This window comes from Pedobacter sandarakinus (genome assembly GCF_026240095.1).
GTDB classification, from domain to species: domain Bacteria; phylum Bacteroidota; class Bacteroidia; order Sphingobacteriales; family Sphingobacteriaceae; genus Pedobacter; species Pedobacter sandarakinus.
The window spans coordinates 78,867-97,531 of sequence record NZ_JAPIVG010000006.1 but is presented as its reverse complement, the minus strand read 5'-3'; the positions used below and the strand labels follow the sequence as shown (position 1 = coordinate 97,531).

Annotated in this window: 21 protein-coding genes; 9 read left to right on the top strand and 12 right to left on the bottom strand. The window is 38.3% G+C overall.

Annotated elements, in window-relative coordinates; all coding sequences use genetic code 11:
* Positions 1-120 precede the first annotated feature (120 nt).
* The 5 genes from OQ268_RS15910 (at position 121) to OQ268_RS15890 (ending at position 5,733) form a co-directional block, all read left to right on the top strand.
* Positions 121-1,098 (top strand): lysylphosphatidylglycerol synthase domain-containing protein, encoded by a 978-nt coding sequence (locus OQ268_RS15910; RefSeq protein ID WP_265857550.1) that lies wholly within the window; start codon positions 121-123, stop codon positions 1,096-1,098.
* Complete coding sequence (locus OQ268_RS15905; protein WP_265857547.1) at positions 1,076-2,212, top strand: glycosyltransferase family 2 protein; 1,137 nt, start codon at positions 1,076-1,078, stop codon at positions 2,210-2,212. The genes OQ268_RS15910 and OQ268_RS15905 overlap by 23 nt, the downstream gene beginning before the upstream one ends.
* Positions 2,212-3,354 carry an ABC transporter permease gene (locus OQ268_RS15900; protein WP_265857545.1) on the top strand — a complete coding sequence of 381 codons (1,143 nt, stop codon included), beginning with the start codon at positions 2,212-2,214 and terminating at the stop codon, positions 3,352-3,354. The genes OQ268_RS15905 and OQ268_RS15900 overlap by 1 nt, the downstream gene beginning before the upstream one ends.
* Before the next feature lie 547 nt (positions 3,355-3,901).
* A complete protein-coding gene (locus OQ268_RS15895) occupies positions 3,902-4,510 on the top strand; it encodes a ribonuclease HII (protein WP_265857543.1) in 609 nt (202 codons plus the stop codon).
* A 20-nt stretch (positions 4,511-4,530) separates the two neighbouring features.
* Complete coding sequence (locus tag OQ268_RS15890) at positions 4,531-5,733, top strand: glycosyltransferase family 4 protein (protein ID WP_265857542.1); 1,203 nt, start codon at positions 4,531-4,533, stop codon at positions 5,731-5,733.
* Here OQ268_RS15890 and OQ268_RS15885 read toward each other — a convergent pair whose 3' ends face one another.
* The 3 genes from OQ268_RS15885 to OQ268_RS15875 are packed head-to-tail and all read right to left on the bottom strand — an operon-like array spanning position 5,734 to position 7,030.
* Positions 5,734-6,288: a DUF4256 domain-containing protein gene (locus OQ268_RS15885; protein ID WP_265857540.1), complete on the bottom strand. Its 555-nt coding sequence runs from the start codon at positions 6,286-6,288 to the stop codon at positions 5,734-5,736.
* Positions 6,289-6,301: 13 nt separating this feature from the next.
* Positions 6,302-6,742 carry an SRPBCC family protein gene (locus OQ268_RS15880; RefSeq protein ID WP_265857538.1) on the bottom strand — a complete coding sequence of 147 codons (441 nt, stop codon included), beginning with the start codon at positions 6,740-6,742 and terminating at the stop codon, positions 6,302-6,304.
* A gap of 27 nt (positions 6,743-6,769) precedes the next feature.
* Entirely contained in the window at positions 6,770-7,030 is a 261-nt protein-coding gene (locus tag OQ268_RS15875) for a hypothetical protein (protein ID WP_265857536.1), read from the bottom strand.
* A gap of 287 nt (positions 7,031-7,317) precedes the next feature.
* On the opposite strand from OQ268_RS15875, the gene gcvT reads away from it, so the two are divergent.
* Both gcvT and OQ268_RS15865 read left to right on the top strand, forming a co-directional pair.
* On the top strand, positions 7,318-8,400 hold the full coding sequence (gcvT, locus tag OQ268_RS15870) for a glycine cleavage system aminomethyltransferase GcvT (protein ID WP_265857534.1): 1,083 nt from the start codon (positions 7,318-7,320) through the stop codon (positions 8,398-8,400).
* A 120-nt stretch (positions 8,401-8,520) separates the two neighbouring features.
* Positions 8,521-9,249 carry a 2-phosphosulfolactate phosphatase gene (locus OQ268_RS15865; RefSeq protein ID WP_265857532.1) on the top strand — a complete coding sequence of 243 codons (729 nt, stop codon included), beginning with the start codon at positions 8,521-8,523 and terminating at the stop codon, positions 9,247-9,249.
* 5 nt (positions 9,250-9,254) lie between these two features.
* On the opposite strand, the gene OQ268_RS15860 is transcribed toward OQ268_RS15865, so the two are convergent.
* Entirely contained in the window at positions 9,255-10,058 is an 804-nt protein-coding gene (locus OQ268_RS15860) for a patatin-like phospholipase family protein (RefSeq protein ID WP_265857531.1), read from the bottom strand.
* Between the two features lie 80 nt (positions 10,059-10,138).
* Positions 10,139-11,179, bottom strand: a complete 1,041-nt coding sequence (gene gldB / locus OQ268_RS15855; RefSeq protein ID WP_265857529.1) for a gliding motility lipoprotein GldB — start codon at positions 11,177-11,179, stop codon at positions 10,139-10,141.
* Positions 11,180-11,205: 26 nt separating this feature from the next.
* On the opposite strand from gldB, the gene OQ268_RS15850 reads away from it, so the two are divergent.
* Together OQ268_RS15850 and OQ268_RS15845 are read left to right on the top strand one after the other, a co-directional pair.
* Positions 11,206-11,886 carry a porin family protein gene (locus OQ268_RS15850; protein ID WP_265857527.1) on the top strand — a complete coding sequence of 227 codons (681 nt, stop codon included), beginning with the start codon at positions 11,206-11,208 and terminating at the stop codon, positions 11,884-11,886.
* 18 nt (positions 11,887-11,904) lie between these two features.
* Entirely contained in the window at positions 11,905-13,545 is a 1,641-nt protein-coding gene (locus OQ268_RS15845) for an NAD+ synthase (RefSeq protein WP_265857525.1), read from the top strand.
* Between the two features lie 66 nt (positions 13,546-13,611).
* Here OQ268_RS15845 and OQ268_RS15840 read toward each other — a convergent pair whose 3' ends face one another.
* From OQ268_RS15840 to rsmI, 7 genes are all read right to left on the bottom strand, one after another.
* On the bottom strand, positions 13,612-14,028 hold the full coding sequence (locus tag OQ268_RS15840) for an OsmC family protein (protein WP_265857523.1): 417 nt from the start codon (positions 14,026-14,028) through the stop codon (positions 13,612-13,614).
* Positions 14,029-14,185: 157 nt separating this feature from the next.
* Positions 14,186-14,713, bottom strand: coding sequence for a signal peptidase II (gene lspA, locus OQ268_RS15835; protein WP_265857521.1), 528 nt, complete (start codon positions 14,711-14,713; stop codon positions 14,186-14,188).
* A gap of 11 nt (positions 14,714-14,724) precedes the next feature.
* Positions 14,725-15,210 (bottom strand): DinB family protein, encoded by a 486-nt coding sequence (locus OQ268_RS15830; protein ID WP_265857519.1) that lies wholly within the window; start codon positions 15,208-15,210, stop codon positions 14,725-14,727.
* Positions 15,195-16,805 carry an apolipoprotein N-acyltransferase gene (lnt, locus tag OQ268_RS15825; RefSeq protein WP_407674015.1) on the bottom strand — a complete coding sequence of 537 codons (1,611 nt, stop codon included), beginning with the start codon at positions 16,803-16,805 and terminating at the stop codon, positions 15,195-15,197. Before lnt ends, OQ268_RS15830 begins: the two co-directional genes overlap by 16 nt.
* A gap of 111 nt (positions 16,806-16,916) precedes the next feature.
* Positions 16,917-17,168 (bottom strand): GIY-YIG nuclease family protein, encoded by a 252-nt coding sequence (locus tag OQ268_RS15820; protein ID WP_265857515.1) that lies wholly within the window; start codon positions 17,166-17,168, stop codon positions 16,917-16,919.
* 66 nt (positions 17,169-17,234) lie between these two features.
* Positions 17,235-17,879 (bottom strand): PH domain-containing protein, encoded by a 645-nt coding sequence (locus tag OQ268_RS15815; protein WP_265857513.1) that lies wholly within the window; start codon positions 17,877-17,879, stop codon positions 17,235-17,237.
* Positions 17,880-17,913: 34 nt separating this feature from the next.
* Entirely contained in the window at positions 17,914-18,630 is a 717-nt protein-coding gene (gene rsmI / locus OQ268_RS15810; RefSeq protein ID WP_265857511.1) for a 16S rRNA (cytidine(1402)-2'-O)-methyltransferase, read from the bottom strand.
* Positions 18,631-18,665 lie beyond the last annotated feature (35 nt).

Genomic DNA, 18,665 nt, shown 5'->3' with positions numbered 1-18,665 from the left:
TCTGGAACGTTAAAAACTTTAATAGAACTGGTTTAAATTGAATACATCTGAGGTATTTATAAAAATTATAGACTATAATAGCCATATTTGCAATTCAGGAATTAACAATATTTAAAAGCATTGACTAAAAGGCAGAGAAAAGTAATTTCGCTCATCATTAAACTTGTAATTGTAGTTGTTACACTGTGGTTGGTACACGCAAAACTTATTTCGAATGGCAATTTAAAAGCATTTATTAAACTGATAAGCAATATCCCCAGAGCGGAGATTTTTTTCGTACTCGGTATAGTATTTCTGTTAATGTTGGTTAACTGGGTTCTGGAAGCCATGAAATGGCAAATGCTAATTAAAAAACTAGAACCACTTAAACTATGGAATGCCATTGAATCGGTTTTTTGCGGTTTGTCGTGGGCGATATTTACACCTAATCGGCTTGGTGAATACGGTGGAAGAGTATTTTTCTTAAGTCCGAGGAAGCGGGTAGTAGGTGTTGTGGCTATGGCAGTCGGTGGTATTAGTCAGTTGGTTTTAACCAATGTCTTTGGTGCCATAGCAGCTTTTTTTTTTATATATCGATTTGTACCGATAAATAGCGTAGTTTTCTTGGCGCTTGTGATGCTTGCAAGCGTATACTGCTTAGTTTTTCTTATTTTCTACTTCAATATTAAGTGGCTAAATGGAATGCTATTGTCGTTTAAATTTACCCGTAAATACAAGAAGTTTTATCATATTTTAGCACGTTACCGCAAAAGCGAATTATTGAGGATCATGCTTTTTTCCTTAGGAAGATATGTCGTTTTCAGTTCTCAATATTTTATTCTATTTATCTGGCTAATACCGGGCTTACATGGTATCGATATCGTGATGATGATTAGCCTGCTTTTTTTAATTCAATCAGCACTTCCCTCTTTAGACCTATTTGATGTGGGCGTTAGAAGTATTACTGCAGTAGAATTATTTAAGCATATTACTAACCAACATGTGGCTGTTATTGCATGCACGGCCTCTATTTGGCTTATAAATATTATTATTCCTGCTATATTAGGCACTTATTTCGTTTTTAAACTTAATTTTTTTGGAACTTCTAAATCTAACTAGTCTACTTTCTACGGCATTAACGCTGGTTTATGGTTTTCTGTTGCTAACTTTTATTCGAGGATGGCATAGGCTTATTAATTTTGTTCCTAATGGTGCAACACCTTATACCAAAGTTTCGATTATAGTAGCCGCACGTAACGAGGAAGCCAGCATTAGTAAAACTATTGACGATTTGTTAAGTCAATCTTATCCAAAGGGTTTAACCGAAATTATTTTTATAGACGATCATTCTACGGATAGAACTGCCGAGATTATATCTTCTTATGCGATGGGTGGCGTAAAGCTGATTCAGTTGAATGAAAACGAAGCGCTAAATTCGTATAAGAAGATGGCCATACAAACTGCAATTGGCCAGAGTGAAGGCGATTTGATTATTACTACCGATGCAGATTGCCGAATGGGTAAAGAATGGCTGTCGACCATTGTAAATTTCTACGAGCAGAATGGTTATAAGATGATTTCATCGCCTGTGGCTTATTTTGAGGAAAAAAATATTTTCGAGCGTTTGCAATCGCTTGAGTTTCTCTATCTTATTGGCTTAGGTGCATCTACTATTGGCAACGAACAACCATCTACATGTAACGGCGCCAACCTCGCTTACGAGAAGACATCTTTTTACGAAGTGGCTGGTTTCAAAGGGATAGATGATTTAGCCTCGGGAGATGATGAATTACTGCTTCATAAAATTGCGTTGCAAGATCCAGATAAAATTGGCTTTCTAAAAAATAGCGATGCGATAGTCTATACACACGCAAAAGAAAATTTAAGCTCATTTATACAACAGCGCAAAAGATGGGCATCAAAAAGTACCCGTTATAAAAATAAAGCGATTATTGTACTCGGCGTATTTGTTTGGATATTTAACCTAAGTATATTGTTCAACTTTATTACAGGTTTTTTTATTGAAGGCTTTATGACCATAACATTATACCAACTGTTTGTCAAAATGGTATTTGAAACCCTATTTTTATGGAACGTGACAGGTTTTTCTAAGAAACAAAGGCTTATGGCACTCATCCCAATTTTAAATGTTTTACATGTGCTATATGTGGTTTACATTGGCATTGCAGGTAATAGTGGCAAATACAACTGGAAAGGCAGAATGGTTAGATAATGGATAATAGCCCATCAAAAAAAGTCTGGATAAAATTTAAACGCAATAGGCTTGCTTTTGCAGGACTGGTTTTTATTATTTTGCTTATCATAACTGGAATTTTAGGTTACCTAATCATGCCTGATGATTCTCCTAATGCGAATGTGCAAAAAGTGCAGATTAGCAAGCAAAAACCCGGTGCCACATTCAAATTCTTAATCGTTGAGCGGTATGCTAACGTAGATAAAGTTGGTATTTTCGAGAAGATGTTGAACGGACAAAAACCCGACTTTAAAAGTATACCTATAACAGGATACCGATTATCTGGGGATAGCGTTTTCGTTACCGAATTTATCGGGAACGAAGAAAAGGCCCAGGAAACTAAATATAATTTGAAGGATTTATGCCCCAGTTGTGTGCTTAAATCTGAAACAGCAACACAAAAGGCATTATTCGAAAAGAATAATATTTACAAGCAAACATATCTACTCGGTACAGACATTTACGGCAGAGATTTGTTAAGCCGTTTAATTTTAGGAATTCGTGTATCACTTTCTGTGGGTTTGATGGCGGTACTAATTTCTTTATTTATTGGATTGGGATTAGGCGCAATTGCAGGATATTTTGGAGGTAAAATAGATGCAGCAATCAGTTGGTTTATGAATGTTGTTTGGTCGTTACCCTCTTTGCTGCTGGTTATTGCCATTTCATTCGCATTGGGAAAAGGCTTTTGGCAAATTTTCATAGCAGTGGGACTTTCTACATGGGTAGACGTTGCCCGTTTAGTACGGGGGCAAGTGATGGCATTGAAGGAGGTAGAATTTGTAGAAGCCGCCAGGGCTTTGGGTTTTAGCACTTTCAGAACAATTATAAAACACATTTTACCTAATATTGCCGGTCCAATACTCGTAGTTGCTTCATCCAACTTCGCATCGGCCATTTTATTGGAAACGGGCTTAAGCTTTTTGGGATTCGGGGCACAACCACCCATGCCAAGCTGGGGAAGTATGATTAAGGAACATTACGGCTACATTATAATGGATGCTGCTTACCTGGCCATTCTACCAGGTTTTGCCATCATGTTCACCGTGTACGCTTTCAATGTTTTGGCCATTGGGCTTCGTGATGCTTTTGATGTTAAAGGCGGAAGTGTGACTGTTTGATTAAACAAACAAGTATTGAATTGTTGCAATTAATGTCAGTGTTAATCCTTTAACCAAAATAGTAAGCAGAACTATCTTCACTTTTTTGTCTTTTTGTAGATTTATCGCCTAAAATATTGTTAAGTTATGGATGTATTGCTACAAATTAGCAGCGATACGTTTTCGTAAAATGGAAGATTGGAAGTTCATGAATTATGGTTTTGCCACACGTGGGGAAATACCAATGATAATTTGACCAGGCTTAGTGAAAATCTTTACAATCATTTATTTCATTGAGTTATACTTTACGATAAAGAATTTTTGAAATCGGTAGTAGACGGGGAGGAGGTTCTCAACACGTTTTGCAACGACACCTATTTTCGATGCCTTGCCGGAAACCACTTAAAGAACAGCATAGCCCAACGTGATCCTTTGGTGGTCATTCTAATTTTGAATCAAAGACGTAGACAGTCTAAATATCCAAAAGTTGAATGAGATTGACAAAACGTTTGAAAAACTGTAAACTAAATAGTCCTGTTCTCTGAGCTAAATTATTTAACTTTGTGAGGTGTTAATCAATTGTTATAACATCGATTTAATTGAAGCGGGTTGCGATGAAGCGGGCAGAGGTTGCCTGGCAGGACCGGTTTCTGCAGCTGCAGTGATCTTGCCAAAAGATTTTTATTTGGCTGAATTAAACGACTCTAAACAACTCACCCACCAGCAACGAGACGAGCTTAGGCCAATTATTGAACGAGATGCTTTGGCTTGGGCAGTTGCTTTTGTAGATCACGAAGAAATTGATCAGATCAACATTTTGAATGCTTCATTTTTGGCCATGCATAGAGCCATAGAGAAATTGATGGTTGCGCCTCAACACCTGGTAATTGATGGTAACAGATTTAAGAAGTATGCTGAGATACCCCATTGCTGCATCATTAAAGGCGATGGAAAATATCTAAATATTGCTGCGGCATCTATTTTGGCAAAAACGCACAGAGATGAATACATGGCCAACCTTCATAACGATTTTCCGCATTACAACTGGAAACAGAATAAGGGGTACCCAACCATACAGCATCGAAATGCGGTAATACAAAATGGTCTATCGCCCTTCCACCGAAAAACTTTCAATGTTAGCAATCCGCAATTAGATTTGTTTTCTAAAAACGCCTAATTTTCGTATTTTACAGCATTGTGAAAATACTGCTAATAACTAAGCGAGTGCCCTTTCCACCGAATAGTGGTTATCCGATTGTGGTTTATAATACCATGAAGGGCCTGCTGCAGCTTGGCGCAGAAATTACCTTATTTAGTTTGAATCCCTCGAAGGGAAAGATTGATATCGAGGATATTTACGATCCGGTTTTTGAGCAGATTAATCACCATACGGTAGATTTAGACACGGAAGTGAATATATGGTCGGCATTTTTTAATATTTTTACAAACGATTCTTATAATGTTTCCCGTTACTATAGCGAAGACGCTGCCAGGCAACTCGAAAATATTTTAAGGGAGAATGTTTTTGATATTATTCAATTTGAAGGGCTTTTTGTTGTACCCTATTTAGATGTGGTAAAAGCCAATAGCAATGCAAAGTTAATTTATCGGGCCCACAACATCGAATTTACGCTATGGGAGCGCCTGGCTCATTCTGAAAGTTTCTTGATAAGAAGAAAGTATCTTGCGTTTTTAGCTCAAAGGCTAAAAGCTTACGAAACTGATCAGATTAACCGTTTCCATCAGATTTTTGCCATTAGCGAACCCGATAGACAAAGCATTTTAAGGTTTGGATGCGAAGTGCCAATGACGGTTTTTCCTGTTGCAATTGATTTGGACCGCTACAAGGTTGATAAAGCCAAAACCAGTTTCCCTACGCTATTTCATTTGGGAGCGATGGACTGGCGACCCAACCAGGAAGGTTTAGAATGGTTTTTGGATGATATTTGGCCTGATATTGAAAAGTTGAATAAAGACCTTCGGTTTTATATTGCGGGCAAGAACATGCAAAAACATTTTTTTGAGTACGATTCTGAAAATCTGATTGTGGAGGGTGAGGTATTTGATGCGGTAGAATTTATGAATTCTAAAGCCATTATGATTGTGCCGCTAATTTCTGGTACAGGAATGCGGGTAAAGATTATTGAGGGGATGGCAATGAAAAAATGCATTATAGCTACCACTACGGCAGCAGAAGGAATCAACTGCCGCCATGGGCACGATATTTTAATTGCAGATTCTGCAGATGAATTTTATCGTTCGATTTTGCAGTGTATTATCAACCCTAAACGCTGGGTAGAAATAGGCGAAAATGCCCGCAAAACAGTTGAAACCGACCATGGCGTACATTTGATATCTTCCCAAATGTTGCAGATTTATCATAACTTGGTTAGTGCGTAATTAAATGTGTAGCAAGGCACGAAAACCCCTTGCCGCATAGTAAGATTGAGCGCCATTGTGGTATACAAAAACTCTTTCGTAACGAAAATCGGCAAAGATTGCCCCATCAAGCTTTCTAATTTCATCTGGGGTTTTTATCCAGCTCGATGTTTTTTCATCAAAACGGCCAAGGCTTTGCAGGGTGCGATATTCACTTTCAGAAAGCAAAACCACACCCATATTTTCGGCCATTTCTACTGCATTGCCTATAGGCTTGTTCTCTTTCCGTGCATCAAGCGCTTTGCGGTCGTAACACAAACTCCTTCTGCCTTTTGGGCTTTCGATAGCGCAATCTACAAACGTTTGTTTATCAATATATAGCGTAACCACATCTGGCTCGCCTCCTGTATTCTCCATTTCATTTAGCGTCCATAGCTTTGCGGGATCTTGCTTTAATTTTTCGGCCACTTCCGCCCACTTCACGCCTTCATGGCGTTGCATGTTCTTCTCAAAACGCTGTTTAAGAATTTCAACTAATGTTTCAGCTTCATTCGGAGCTAATATTTTCTGTTTCATCGCATTTAAATTATTATGACATCTTTTTTAATTCATCTTCCAGTTTATCGAGATTTTCTTCGTTTTTATCTACCACAAATGTTTTTAACTTATTACACTCTTCAGGTGAATCAAACACCATTTTAAAGATAAGATTGGTTTTGTTTAGGCCTACTTCTTCGAAAATAGCAACTACCTGAAATATAGGCTTAGAGATGCGTTGCCAGGCCAAAAGTTCAGGTGGGGTTATCTCTGTAAACTCACACTCGTTTTGGTAATTGCCTTTATCTGGTCCGTGCATTACAAAGCGCCATCTACCGCCAACTTTTAAATCGAACTGCTCAAAAGTATTGGTAAAGCCTTTCGGTCCCCACCAGTTTTTTAAGTGGTTAGGGTTTGTCCACGCTTCGTAGACAAGTTCTCGAGGTGCGTTAATTAGCCTGCGAGTAACAATTTCAGTTTCAAAAGTGTTCATGGCCATTTTTTGAAAATGATATTGTGGTTAAAACAATTGATTCTCTTTATTGCGGAGGTTAATTTCCTCCTTAAGCTCTTTAACGCTATTTAAGCAAAGGATAAATATAGGAACAAGGGTTACTGGAACTACAGAAATAGCCGAGAATCCTTTTCGAAAAGCCAAAAAGATATTAACCAAAATTAGAAATGACAGTGCGCCCACTAGAAGGGCGATGGCTAATTTGTGTTGTTTAAGTTTTTTTTCTAACTGTTCTAGCGTCATACCGGTGTATTTATTTTCTTTCATTGAGTTGCTTGGTTTGGTTGATATTAAGATAGCTATGTTTTATCGGATTTTAAAATTTGTTATTGTGTATTTGCTGGGTATCGGTGGTGTTTTGCACAAGATTTAATTCTTAAACCTGACAGCAGCGGCAGCCCCGTAGTGAAATGAAGGGCTATAGCGAATGGCGGGGCTACTGATGCCACTACCTAGCGCCGTTCATTTACAAAAAAAAATCAAAGGAACAGGTTTAAATTTAGCCCAAAACATTGCTGTTTTCTTAGTAGTTTTGCCGCAAGATTAAAACAACGATGAAAAATACCGCTTTAACAGAAAAACATATCGCTCTAGGCGCTAAGATGGTTCCTTTCGCAGGTTATAATATGCCTGTAACTTATGAAGGTATAAATGCAGAGCATGCAACAGTGCGCAATGGTGTTGGTGTTTTTGATGTGAGCCACATGGGTGAGTTTATTTTAAAAGGTGAGCACGCTTTAGATTTGATTCAGCGTGTTACAAGTAATGATGCATCTAAATTATATGATGGCAAGGTGCAATATTCTTGCTTACCTAACTTGGATGGTGGTATTGTGGATGATTTGTTGGTTTATCGCATTGATGAGAAAAGCTACATGTTGGTGGTTAATGCATCTAACATTGAGAAGGATTGGAATTGGATTCAAAAATTTAATACCGAGGGAGTGGAAATGCACAACATTTCTGATAGAACTTCTTTGTTGGCTATTCAGGGTCCGAAGGCTGCAGATGCGCTTCAGGGGTTAACGGATGTGAATTTGGCATCGATGGAATACTATACTTTTGTGAAGGGCACTTTTGCAGGTGTTGAGAATGTAGTAATTTCTGCGACTGGTTACACCGGTGCGGGAGGGTTTGAAATTTATTTTGATAATGAGCATGCCGACACGATTTGGGATGCCATTTTTGAAGCTGGTGCAGCTTACAACATTAAGCCAATCGGCTTAGGCGCCCGCGATACTTTACGTTTGGAAATGGGTTTCTGTTTATATGGGAACGATATCGATGATACGACTTCGCCAATTGAGGCAGGTTTAGGATGGATAACTAAATTCTCTAAGCCTTTTACAAATGCTGAAAGTTTGCAAGCCCAAAAAGAAGCTGGCGTACAAAAAAGATTAGTTGGGTTTGAAATGATAGACCGTGGAATTCCACGCCACGATTATGAAATTGCAGACGCAGAAGGGAATATAATTGGTAAAGTTACCTCGGGTACACAAGCACCATCTTTGCAAAAAGCCATTGGTATGGGTTATGTTGCGAAAGATTTCGCTAAAGAAGGTAGCGAAGTTTTTGTGCTGATTCGTAATACGCCAATTAAGGCAAAAATTGTAAAATTCCCTTTTTATAAACAATAGGCGGGTTAGCGAATACTAGGTGTAGCGAAAATCAATTCTTGCACTTACTACTTAAAATAAAATCTTACAACACAAAATCTCAATACTGATACCTGTTAACCATTCCTTGTTACTTAAAACATGTCGAAAAAAATAGAAGTTTGTTTAACACCTGCACTGATTAACCTATACGATATTAAAGAGAGTATTGTGGTTGTTATTGATGTTTTACGTGCCACATCTTCTATTACTTATGGGATAGAGAATGGTGCTGATGCGATAATTCCGGTGGCCAATGTAGAAGACTGCCTGAATTATAGCAATAGTGGTTATTTGCTGGCTGCGGAAAGAAACGGAGAGGTTGTTGAAGGGTATGATTTTGGGAATTCGCCTTTTTCGTACACTAAAGAAAAAGTTGGTGGCAAAACGGTAGTACTTACTACCACCAATGGAACAAAAGCGCTACACTTGGCCAATAAACACGCCTATCAGGTTGTTATTGGCTCCTTTTTGAATTTAGATGCCCTTTGCGATTATTTGGCATCTGCGCAACGAAATGTATTGTTACTATGTGCCGGTTGGAAAGACCAATTTAATTTAGAAGATACCCTTTTTGCAGGTGCAGTCGTAAATAAAATGCGTAAGAATTTCGAGCATTTTGATGATGCCAGTGTTGCTGCTGAAGACTTATATACTTTGGCTAAAGGCAATTTGAGGAAGTATTTACACAAGTCTTCGCACAGCCACCGTTTAGCACAGTTAAACATTGAAAACGACGTGGTTTTTTGCCTGCAGCAAAATGTTTGCACTGCAATTCCGGTATTGAAAGGGGAAAGGTTGGTAGCGTTGCACCCGCAAAATGACGTTTAAATAGCTTACTTTTTAAAAGGTAAAGTTTCTTTTAAATGCTTATTAGGAATTAAGTCTCTAATAGTTGTGTTGTTTTTAATGGTAATTAGTGCTTCTTCGTGAGCCAGCCAATAAATATCTTCAGCACGTTTCATGTCGAAGGTACTAATGGCGCCCAATCCCTTAGGTTCAATCATCACATTACAAAACTTGGCTTTACGCTCCATATCGTGGTTGATGGACATAATACCTGCCCGACCCATTAAATTGGTAATGCCGGTAATTTTATCGACGGGTTTTAGATGGTTGCAAGACGAGCCGATAATAAAATCGCATTCATTCATTAGAGGTTCCACAGGGAAATTATTTAAAATACCTCCATCTACATACATCTGTCCATCAATCATAATTGGTTTAAAAATGCCGGGGATACAGCTCGAAGCATGGATGGCCCGTATCAAAGGCCCTTGGGTAAAGTATACCAATCTGCCTTCGCTAAAGTTAACGGCGGCTATGGTTAGTGGGATCTTCAATTTTTCGATGGCATTCTCGGGGAAATATTCTCTGAGGATTTGCGAGGTGTTTTCAATATTGATTAATCCTAACGAACCTACGGCTGGCCGAACAAAGCGCCATAATTTTGTTTTTAAGAAAATATTTAAGCCTTCCTCTGGGTCTATCCCTGCCGCGAAAAAAGCCCCGGCAATGGCACCGGCACTTGTGCCGCTAATGTGGCTAAAAGTAATTCCCAAATTACTGAATGCCTTTAATACGCCTAAATGGGCAATTCCCCTAATTCCTCCGCCAGATAGTACAATGCCAACTTTCATAAATAATAATTTAACTAGTTAGATTTTAGAATAATTAAATGTTACCATTTGTTCTAATTTTTTTCGAAAATCTTCCTGGCCTAAGGTTGTTTTTGTTTGGGTTTGTATCTCGATTGATTTAGTATTTTCTGGGCATCATTATCTGCCATAAGTTGTTGAAGGGTGATCTTTGGATTTTGGTCCATGTATTTTTTCACGATTTGCCAACCTGTAAAAACCCCTAATTTTGGAGCCGATTCTCGGTTCTCGCCCAGTCCCGGCGTAAATGGTCCTTCAGATAGAAATACCTGTATTTTCTGATAATCGGTTTCGTATAGAAAATTGTTAGATAAGAAGTAAGCCCAGATATCTCCTTCGAAATTTTGTGCCCATTTCAATTGCTCAGCACTATAGCCAATCTTAAGTGTGTCGGCCATGTTTTCTGGTAGAACCTGGTCTAAGAAATAAAGTATCTTTCCTTGGAATACCATCTTAGCAAGCAAGGTTCGGTTTACATCCGGTTCAGGGAATAATTCTTCGTGTGCGTAGGTTTCTGCAACACGGGGGACAATGTAAGCAGGTGTAAATCGTTTCGACAAATACAGCGGAACACTCTGTACAATGGCTTTGTAAAATTTGCTGTCTTGTCCTAAAAACATATCAAGGCCAATGCCTAAATAATTATCGCCAACCGGCATTTGGTAGGCAAATCCTGAAACAAATGAAATAAAACGGGGTATTTTAGCTTTGGGATAATAGTATTTAATGTACTTAAAAGTTTCTGTCAAATCTTCCTCTTGCTTTTTTAAGGTTGGGAAAACGCTATCTACGTCTTTTGTTAAGTCGGTATAAGCTTGATCATGAAATAGCGTACTTAGTATTTCCAGGTTGGTGTATTCTGGGGTGCCTATCATCCGGTGGATGTAATCATCGTAAAACAAGCCATACTGCTTGCCTAGCAAATTATTGGTTTGGGCAACATTTTTTGCCTTCGCCATAGATAGTTGCTGGTCAAATCTTTCGATCTGTAAATCAAGCTTAATGTTGCTGATATCTGGTCTTTTATCTTGCTTGCAGGAAATAAATGCAATGCCAAAGAGAAAAATTAGATAAATTTGTATGTGTTTTACGTTATACATCATGTACAACAAATATAAACACATAAAGCATGAAAAAAATATCCGCTATTTTAATTTTATTAGTTTCAGGGTTCAGCGCTTTCTCGCAGATTTCGCTACCAAAAAATTATGGGTTTAGATTAGGATTAACCGCAACACCAACTATCGGTTGGATTAAACCCGAAAAAGGCAAAACGGATGGCGTGGCTTTAGGATTCTCTTATGGTTTAATCGGTGATTTCAATTTCGCACCCAACTATAGTTTTTCTACCGGATTAACCATTACTTCTATTAACGGTAAAAGTACCGAGGTAGATGTACCACCTTATGGCAATGCTATCATTGCTGGTTCTCCTATACCACAAGCATACGATCTAAAATACAAAATGCAGTATATAGAAATTCCATTAACCATTAAGCTTAAGACAATTAAAAGGGATGGCACAAGGTATTATGGGCAGTTTGGCCTTAATAATGGTTTTAATATTAGTGCTAAGCAAGATGCCAAGAATGGTAATACTACGGTGGCAAGTAATTTAAACATAAGCGATTATACAAATTTTTACCGTGCCGCCCTGGTTATTGGTGGCGGAGGTGAGTTTGACATTTCTGGAAACACTAGTATAGTTGCAGGGGTAACGTTAAATAACGGTTTTACCAACATCACCAAAGATAAAAACCGTGATGTAAGAAGCCACTATTTGGCACTAAATTTTGGTGTGTTTTTTTAAGCGATTGATTTTACAAACATGAAGATAGCATTAGCGCAACTCAATTATCACATTGGAAATTTCGAAGCCAATACGAAAACCATAATAGACCATATTAGCCTGGCGAAAGCACGAGGTGCAGACTTGGTTGTGTTTGCAGAGTTAGCCATTTGCGGGTATCCGCCAAGGGATTATTTAGAATTCGAGGATTTTATTAACCGCTGTGAACTGGCAGCGCTGGAAATAGCCCAACACTGCATAGAGATTGCCTGTATTATTGGTTTACCCATAAAAAACGATGTACTGCAAGGCAAAGATTTATTTAATGCCGCATATTTTATTGCTGATGGAGAAATAAAGGCGATTACAAAAAAGGCCCTTTTGCCTACGTACGATGTATTTGATGAATACCGTTATTTTGAACCAGCCACGGCCTTCAAATGCATAGATTTTAAGGGTAAAAGAATTGCGCTTACCATTTGCGAGGATTTGTGGAATATAAATGACAACCCCTTATACGTCTCGAACCCGATGGATGAGTTGATTAAAGAATCGCCGGACGTGATGATTAACATTGCCGCATCGCCTTTTTCTTACACACACGATGAAGAGCGAATAAAGGTTTTGTCGGGCAATGCTACAAAATACCAACTACCTCTTTTTTATGTAAACCAGGTTGGTGCACAAACGGAGATAATCTTTGATGGAGGTTCTTTAGTTTTCGATGCAGATGGAAGCATGAAGGCAGAAATGAAGTATTTCGAGGAAGATTTACAGGTATTTGATTTAGATGAAATTGTTAATGTGCGCAATAAGTATCCTCAGCCAGATCGGCTTACCGATATTGAGCAGATCCACGATGCATTAGTTTTAGGGATTAAGGATTATTTTGCGAAATCAGGATTTACAAAGGCTGTTCTGGGTTTATCAGGCGGAATAGACTCAGCGGTTGTTTGTGCGTTGGCCGCTAAAGCCTTAGGTGCAGAGCATGTGATGGCAGTCTTAATGCCATCGAAGTTTTCGTCAGACCATTCGGTGCAGGATGCATTGGATTTGGTGCGAAACTTGGGTTGCATGCACGAAATTATTCCCATTAAAGATGTTACAGACGCGTTTGACACCATCATGGCCCCTGCCTTCAAAGATTTGCCATTTAACCTTGCTGAAGAGAATATCCAAGCACGTATCCGTGGTATTATTAACATGGCCATGAGTAATAAATTTGGCTACATCTTACTTAACACTTCCAATAAAAGCGAATGTGCGGTCGGCTACGGTACGCTATATGGCGATATGTGTGGTGCTCTAGGGGTAATTGGCGATGTTTATAAAACGCAGGTTTTCGCATTGGCAAAATTCATCAACAAAGCGCAGGAAATTATTCCGCTTAATACTATTGTTAAACCACCATCTGCAGAGTTAAGGCCAGACCAAAAAGATTCAGATTCGCTACCTGAATACGATATTTTGGATCAAATTCTTTATCAGCATATCGAAAAGAAACAAGGTTCTAAGGCAATAATTGAACAAGGTTTTGATGAGGCGCTGGTTCATCGTATTTTAAAAATGGTAAATATTGCTGAATTTAAACGCTACCAAACGCCACCTATTTTAAGGGTTTCGCCGAAAGCTTTCGGGATGGGAAGAAGAATGCCGATTGTTGGAAAGTACACAGCATAATGAAGTTACGGTCACTAAACAAAAACAGACAAGATTGCAAAGTCTTGCCTGTTTTTTGTTGTTTGCTTAGGCTAAAGTAGCATCTACCTTTATTGTAGTATTTAATAGCTTCGAAATCGGGCAGTTTTTTTCTGCATCTGCTACCAATTCATCAAATTTTTCTTGCGTCAAATCAGGTACACTTGCTGTTAAAGTCAGGTGCGACTCAACAATCTCACCTTTAGATGGATCGAGGTTGATCTCACACTTTGTTTCCAATTTATCAGCAGTGAAACCAGCTTCCGCAAGGTTTGCAGAAAGTTTCATGGTGAAGCAGCCAGCATGTGCGGCAGCAATTAATTCTTCGGGATTTGTACCAACACCTTCTGCAAAGCGGGAATTAAAAGAATATTGGGTATCGTTTAAGGTTGTACTTTGCGTAGTTAATTTGCCAGCACCTTCTTTAATAGAACCTTGCCAAACGGCTGTTGCATTTCTTTTCATGATCAATTAGTTTATTGTTAAAATTGTTTTCTAACAATAAATATAGCTGAATGTTTGTTCCGCAGAGGAATATTACCAAGAACAAATTCATACTTGTCTTGAGTTAAGGAAATTCTCGCCTTATGATATCGACATGAATTGAATTATTGTAGTTTAATTAGCCCAATTCATTTGCTTCTACTGAACTTCTCGTTGAGTCTATTTTGTTCCTTAACGATTGTACAAGTAAAATCCCGATACCGATCATAATCGAAATATCGGCAAAATTGAAGATACCGGTTTGGAAAAAATAGAAGTTCATGTGCATAAAATCAGTTACCGAACCATGCAAAATTCTATCATAGAGGTTGCCCACACCTCCGCCAATTAAAAAGCATAATGCAATTTGGAAACTTGCTGAAAGGTTTCTTTTTGCGAAAAGATAATAAGTACCGTAAGCTAAGAATGCGAGTGGCAAACCGGTTAGTATTATTAGTCTAAACAAATAAGGCATTTCATCACCTAAACTTAAGAAAGCGCCAGTATTTTCCACTTTCAATAAGGTGAAACGATCTTTAATAATGCTAATCTGCTCAAATTCTCCAATCTCTACACGAACAATTTTCTTTGAAATTTGATCTATACCGAAGTTAAGAACGAGTAAGAACAGCAAAATAGACCAACGAATACTTTTAATTTTATGCATTGTATTTTATATTAACGAATAATATCGGCATCTACCGGTATATATCCTAGATGGCGACTAAGAGACATAATTTGCCCTTTGTGATGAAATTCGTGAGTGATAACATGCGAAAATAATCTCAATGGCGATAATTTTAAAACCTGCCCAACGTTCCGATCGATGAGTATTTCTTTTTCGTAATCTGAGGCAAAAACTTCCAGAAATTTAAACATATAGCCATCAATTTGCTTGAAATAGTCAATGCACATCTCAATATTGGTGTAATTATTAAAAGGGAGAAACGCTAGATCCATACCTAAAGCTCTTTTTCCAATCCAAGCGGCGTAGGTATCGCAAATGTGAACCAATAAATTCCTGATAGACCCTCGTCCGAAGGAACTATTTTCCAATGTTAAATCTTCATCCGATATGGTTTTTAAGTATTCCAACACCGTATTTCGAGCGTATTGGATATACTCATATTGCTGTTTCAGGATTATAGTTATCTCTTTACCCATTTCCTGTAAGGTATAATTAAGGAGAGAAGAATAGCTATAACAGATAAAACCTTCGCAATAATATCGCCGTTTTGAACATAGAAAGTCAGTTCATTATTAAGATTTATATCTGCCTTAATGGCTGTTCTGGTCCACCATTTGGTGCTTTGTGTGATGTCTCCTTTTTGGTTGATAAAACAAGATATCCCTGTATTCGCAGACCGGGCGACAGCTCTCCTTGTTTCTATAGCCCTTAACCTTGCGTACATTTGGTGCTGATCTTTCCCTGATGTGTTACCCCACCAGCCATCATTTGTGATAATGGCAATGAATTGGGCTCCGTCTTTAACCTGTTCGCCAATCCAATCGCCCCATAGGCTTTCGTAACAAACCACAGGAGCCGCTCCAATGCCGCTCTGCGCATATAAAACACTTGGTTTTTCTTGCCATCCCCATCCGCCAACGGTACCGCCAAGCTGTGCAAACACCCCGTCTAAAAAAGAAAAGACTTTGGGGAAAGGCATTTTCTCTACTCCAGGAACCAATTTTGATTTGTGGTAAAACTGCACATTTGAAGAATTTTCCACTTGCATTGCAGTGTTAAAATTATCGAAATATATGCCATTCTCTTCCTTGGTGGTGATGGTTCTTTTATCGGGATAAATTTTTATGCTTTCTATGCCGGTAATTAAAGTGCCGTTTTTGAATTTGCTTAAAAAGTTTTGGACGTTAATAAAATCCGGATTACTTCGAATTTTATCTTCATCTGCATAGTTAGGAATCGCGGTTTCTGGCCAAATAAAGTATTCTGTATTGGTTTGCCCGATGGAATCGGATAAATGGGTGAGGATTTCGATTTGGGTTGCAGAAGGGATGGTCTCTAGTTTTTGATAGGGATCTATATTAGGCTGGACTACCACCACATTGCTTGGCGTGCCTTTCTCTTGATAATTTGTATACGTTAACACTGATATAGCCCCAGGAACTAAAACCACCAATAACCAAAAGCCCAAATTTCTGAATTTGAGATAGCCATGTTGGCTACGATAACTTTTGTAGGCCTCAAAAGCCATGATGTTACTCAGTAAAATCCATAGTGAGCCGCCATATATGCCTGTGTATTCGTACCATTGTGCCAATTGATGCATTCCCGCTAAACCATTTCCTAAAGTCATCCAAGGGAAAGCTAGATCCCAAGTTTGTTGAAGGTATTCTAGCGCAATGTAAAAACAAATAAGCCCCAGATAAGCGATTTTCCTATTCGTGTATTGGCCAAGGCGATAAAAAAGCCAAAAGGCAAGTGTCATTAACAGCGCACCTAATCCAAATGGTATGAGTGATACTGGTAGCGCTACCAGTGTGCCATTATATGCGCTTATGGCATTGTAAACCCAATAAATACTCGCTGTATTCCATACCAAAAAAGTTAAGCCCGCAGTTAGAAATATTACCCGGCCACGTTTTTTAATTTCGCGTTTGGAAATACCATCAAGCGCCAAAAACAACGGAACCAAAGCAATTAATAGCAACGGCGTGGTGTATGGCATTGGTGGCCAAGCTAGCCAAAGTAAAAATGCGCTTAATAAAGCAAGCAGGTAAGTTTGTTTGGATTTCATTTGTTCGGCTAACTCCTTCTCTTTTCGTGCTGAATTCATTTCAGCACCTTTTCAAGAAATTATATTATTTTATGCTAGATTGTTAAATAAATCATCCCGTAAAGGATTAAATCAATTTATCAGACTAATTTTCCATGTTCTTTTCCAGTTTTTAAATTGCTTTTCTTTAGCGATAGCTTCTTCTATGGTACTAAATTGTTCAAAATAAACTAGTCTGTCACAATTATATTTCGCTGTGAACGAACCTGGATGGTATTTTTCTTTATGCTCTTTAATTTTAAATAATAATTCTGAGGAAACTCCGATGTATAAAACATTGCAAGCTTTATTTGTTAAAATGTAACAGCAGCCACCTCTTTCCATGAGTTAGTTATTTTACGCCAGACCCTGAAATAAATTCACGGTGACGAAAGCCATATACAATTTGAATTACAAGCTATCTAAAATTGCTGATTTTTTGGCTTCGTATTCTTCTTGGGTAATCAGGTGTTTATCATACAAAGTTTTTAGTTTACGCAACTTTAATGTTGTTTCATCCTCAGGTTCTTCTACTACTTCTGCAATTTGTATGGGTTCTGGTTCTGGTGTTGGAGCCGCGGGAATTTCGGTAAAAGATGGTGCCGACGTATTTACTGTTGCTGCCATAGCCCTGTTTTCTTCCAGTTTCTGCTGGTGTAATAAATCTTTGTAAGCTTCTAATTGCTGGTTGGCAGCTTGGTGAAGCTTTCTAGCCTGCACTTTAGGAATAAATTCTGTTACAATATTTTCACCATGCTGCGGAACACAGATAAATTTAGATCCAAAAAACTCCTCTTTAAAAGACACTTCTTTAACGCTCTTCCATGATATATCTTTAAAATTCATGGTTAAGCCCAAGTTTCCTGGCTCACAGTAAAAAATTCGCTTGTTGGTAATGGCAATGCTATCTGGCAACAAATTTACAGCTGGTTTTTTCTGCACCGCCAGGTACAAAATTTCCTCGCCAGTAGTTAAAAGATCGTTTAATTTGCCGATTACTTTTTCTACCGCCTTTGGGTCTTGTTCGTCGCTTAAAAATCTATCTATGCTAATCATAAACTAAAATTTGATTCTCGTTAAATTTACAATGCTAATCTTCGTCAGCTGTATTATATTTGTTTTTGTTTTTCGTTGCCGGTTTCCCTGCAATGCAAATTACAAATTCTCCTTTTAAAGTATTGTTTTCGAAATGTGATTTTATTTCCATCAATGTCCCTCTCACCGTTTCTTCAAACATTTTAGTAAGTTCCCTGCTTACAGATGCCTGCCTGTCTTCGCCAAGATACTGTGCAAATTCTTCCAGGGTTTTAAGCAAACGGTGCGGACTTTCGTAAAGAATAATTGTCCGCTCTTCTTCAGCTAACTTTTTAAATTTTGTTTGTCTTCCTTTTTTCACGGGAAGAAAGCCCTCGAAGCAAAAAGCATCTGAGGGCAGACCAGAATTTACCAAAGCAGGTACAAATGCGGTTGCACCAGGTAAACATTCTACCGCAATTTCATTTTTTATCGCTTCGCGAACCAGGAAAAAACCAGGATCTGAAATTGCAGGTGTTCCGGCGTCGGAAATTAATGCTATGTTTTGCCCTTCATTTAAAAACTTAATAATTTCTGAAGTTGCCTTGTGTTCATTGTGCTGATGGTGGGAGAATACACGTTTATCAATGCCAAAATGTTTTAACATGGGTGCACTGGTTCGGGTATCTTCAGCCAAAATTAAATCGCATTCCTTTAAAACCCGAATAGCCCTATAGGTCATATCTTCTAGATTGCCGATGGGCGTAGGTACCAGGTATAGCTTTCCATTCATTGGGTTTAGGGTTTAGGTTCAAGGGTTTTTTTGTG

Bases quoted from the DNA above. Each gene is read 5' to 3' on its own strand.
- OQ268_RS15900 (WP_265857545.1), top strand. From the start codon at position 2,212: ATGGATAATAGCCCATCAAAAAAAGTCTGGATAAAATTTAAACGCAAT.
- OQ268_RS15885 (WP_265857540.1), bottom strand. From the start codon at position 6,288: ATGAAACAGAAAATATTAGCTCCGAATGAAGCTGAAACATTAGTTGAA.
- OQ268_RS15880 (WP_265857538.1), bottom strand. From the start codon at position 6,742: ATGAACACTTTTGAAACTGAAATTGTTACTCGCAGGCTAATTAACGCA.
- OQ268_RS15875 (WP_265857536.1), bottom strand. From the start codon at position 7,030: ATGAAAGAAAATAAATACACCGGTATGACGCTAGAACAGTTAGAAAAA.
- gcvT (WP_265857534.1), top strand. From the start codon at position 7,318: ATGAAAAATACCGCTTTAACAGAAAAACATATCGCTCTAGGCGCTAAG.
- OQ268_RS15865 (WP_265857532.1), top strand. From the start codon at position 8,521: ATGTCGAAAAAAATAGAAGTTTGTTTAACACCTGCACTGATTAACCTA.
- OQ268_RS15860 (WP_265857531.1), bottom strand. From the start codon at position 10,058: ATGAAAGTTGGCATTGTACTATCTGGCGGAGGAATTAGGGGAATTGCC.
- gldB (WP_265857529.1), bottom strand. From the start codon at position 11,179: ATGATGTATAACGTAAAACACATACAAATTTATCTAATTTTTCTCTTT.
- OQ268_RS15850 (WP_265857527.1), top strand. From the start codon at position 11,206: ATGAAAAAAATATCCGCTATTTTAATTTTATTAGTTTCAGGGTTCAGC.
- OQ268_RS15845 (WP_265857525.1), top strand. From the start codon at position 11,905: ATGAAGATAGCATTAGCGCAACTCAATTATCACATTGGAAATTTCGAA.
- OQ268_RS15840 (WP_265857523.1), bottom strand. From the start codon at position 14,028: ATGAAAAGAAATGCAACAGCCGTTTGGCAAGGTTCTATTAAAGAAGGT.
- lspA (WP_265857521.1), bottom strand. From the start codon at position 14,713: ATGCATAAAATTAAAAGTATTCGTTGGTCTATTTTGCTGTTCTTACTC.
- OQ268_RS15830 (WP_265857519.1), bottom strand. From the start codon at position 15,210: ATGGGTAAAGAGATAACTATAATCCTGAAACAGCAATATGAGTATATC.
- lnt (WP_407674015.1), bottom strand. From the start codon at position 16,805: ATGAAATCCAAACAAACTTACCTGCTTGCTTTATTAAGCGCATTTTTA.
- OQ268_RS15820 (WP_265857515.1), bottom strand. From the start codon at position 17,168: ATGGAAAGAGGTGGCTGCTGTTACATTTTAACAAATAAAGCTTGCAAT.
- OQ268_RS15815 (WP_265857513.1), bottom strand. From the start codon at position 17,879: ATGATTAGCATAGATAGATTTTTAAGCGACGAACAAGACCCAAAGGCG.
- rsmI (WP_265857511.1), bottom strand. From the start codon at position 18,630: ATGAATGGAAAGCTATACCTGGTACCTACGCCCATCGGCAATCTAGAA.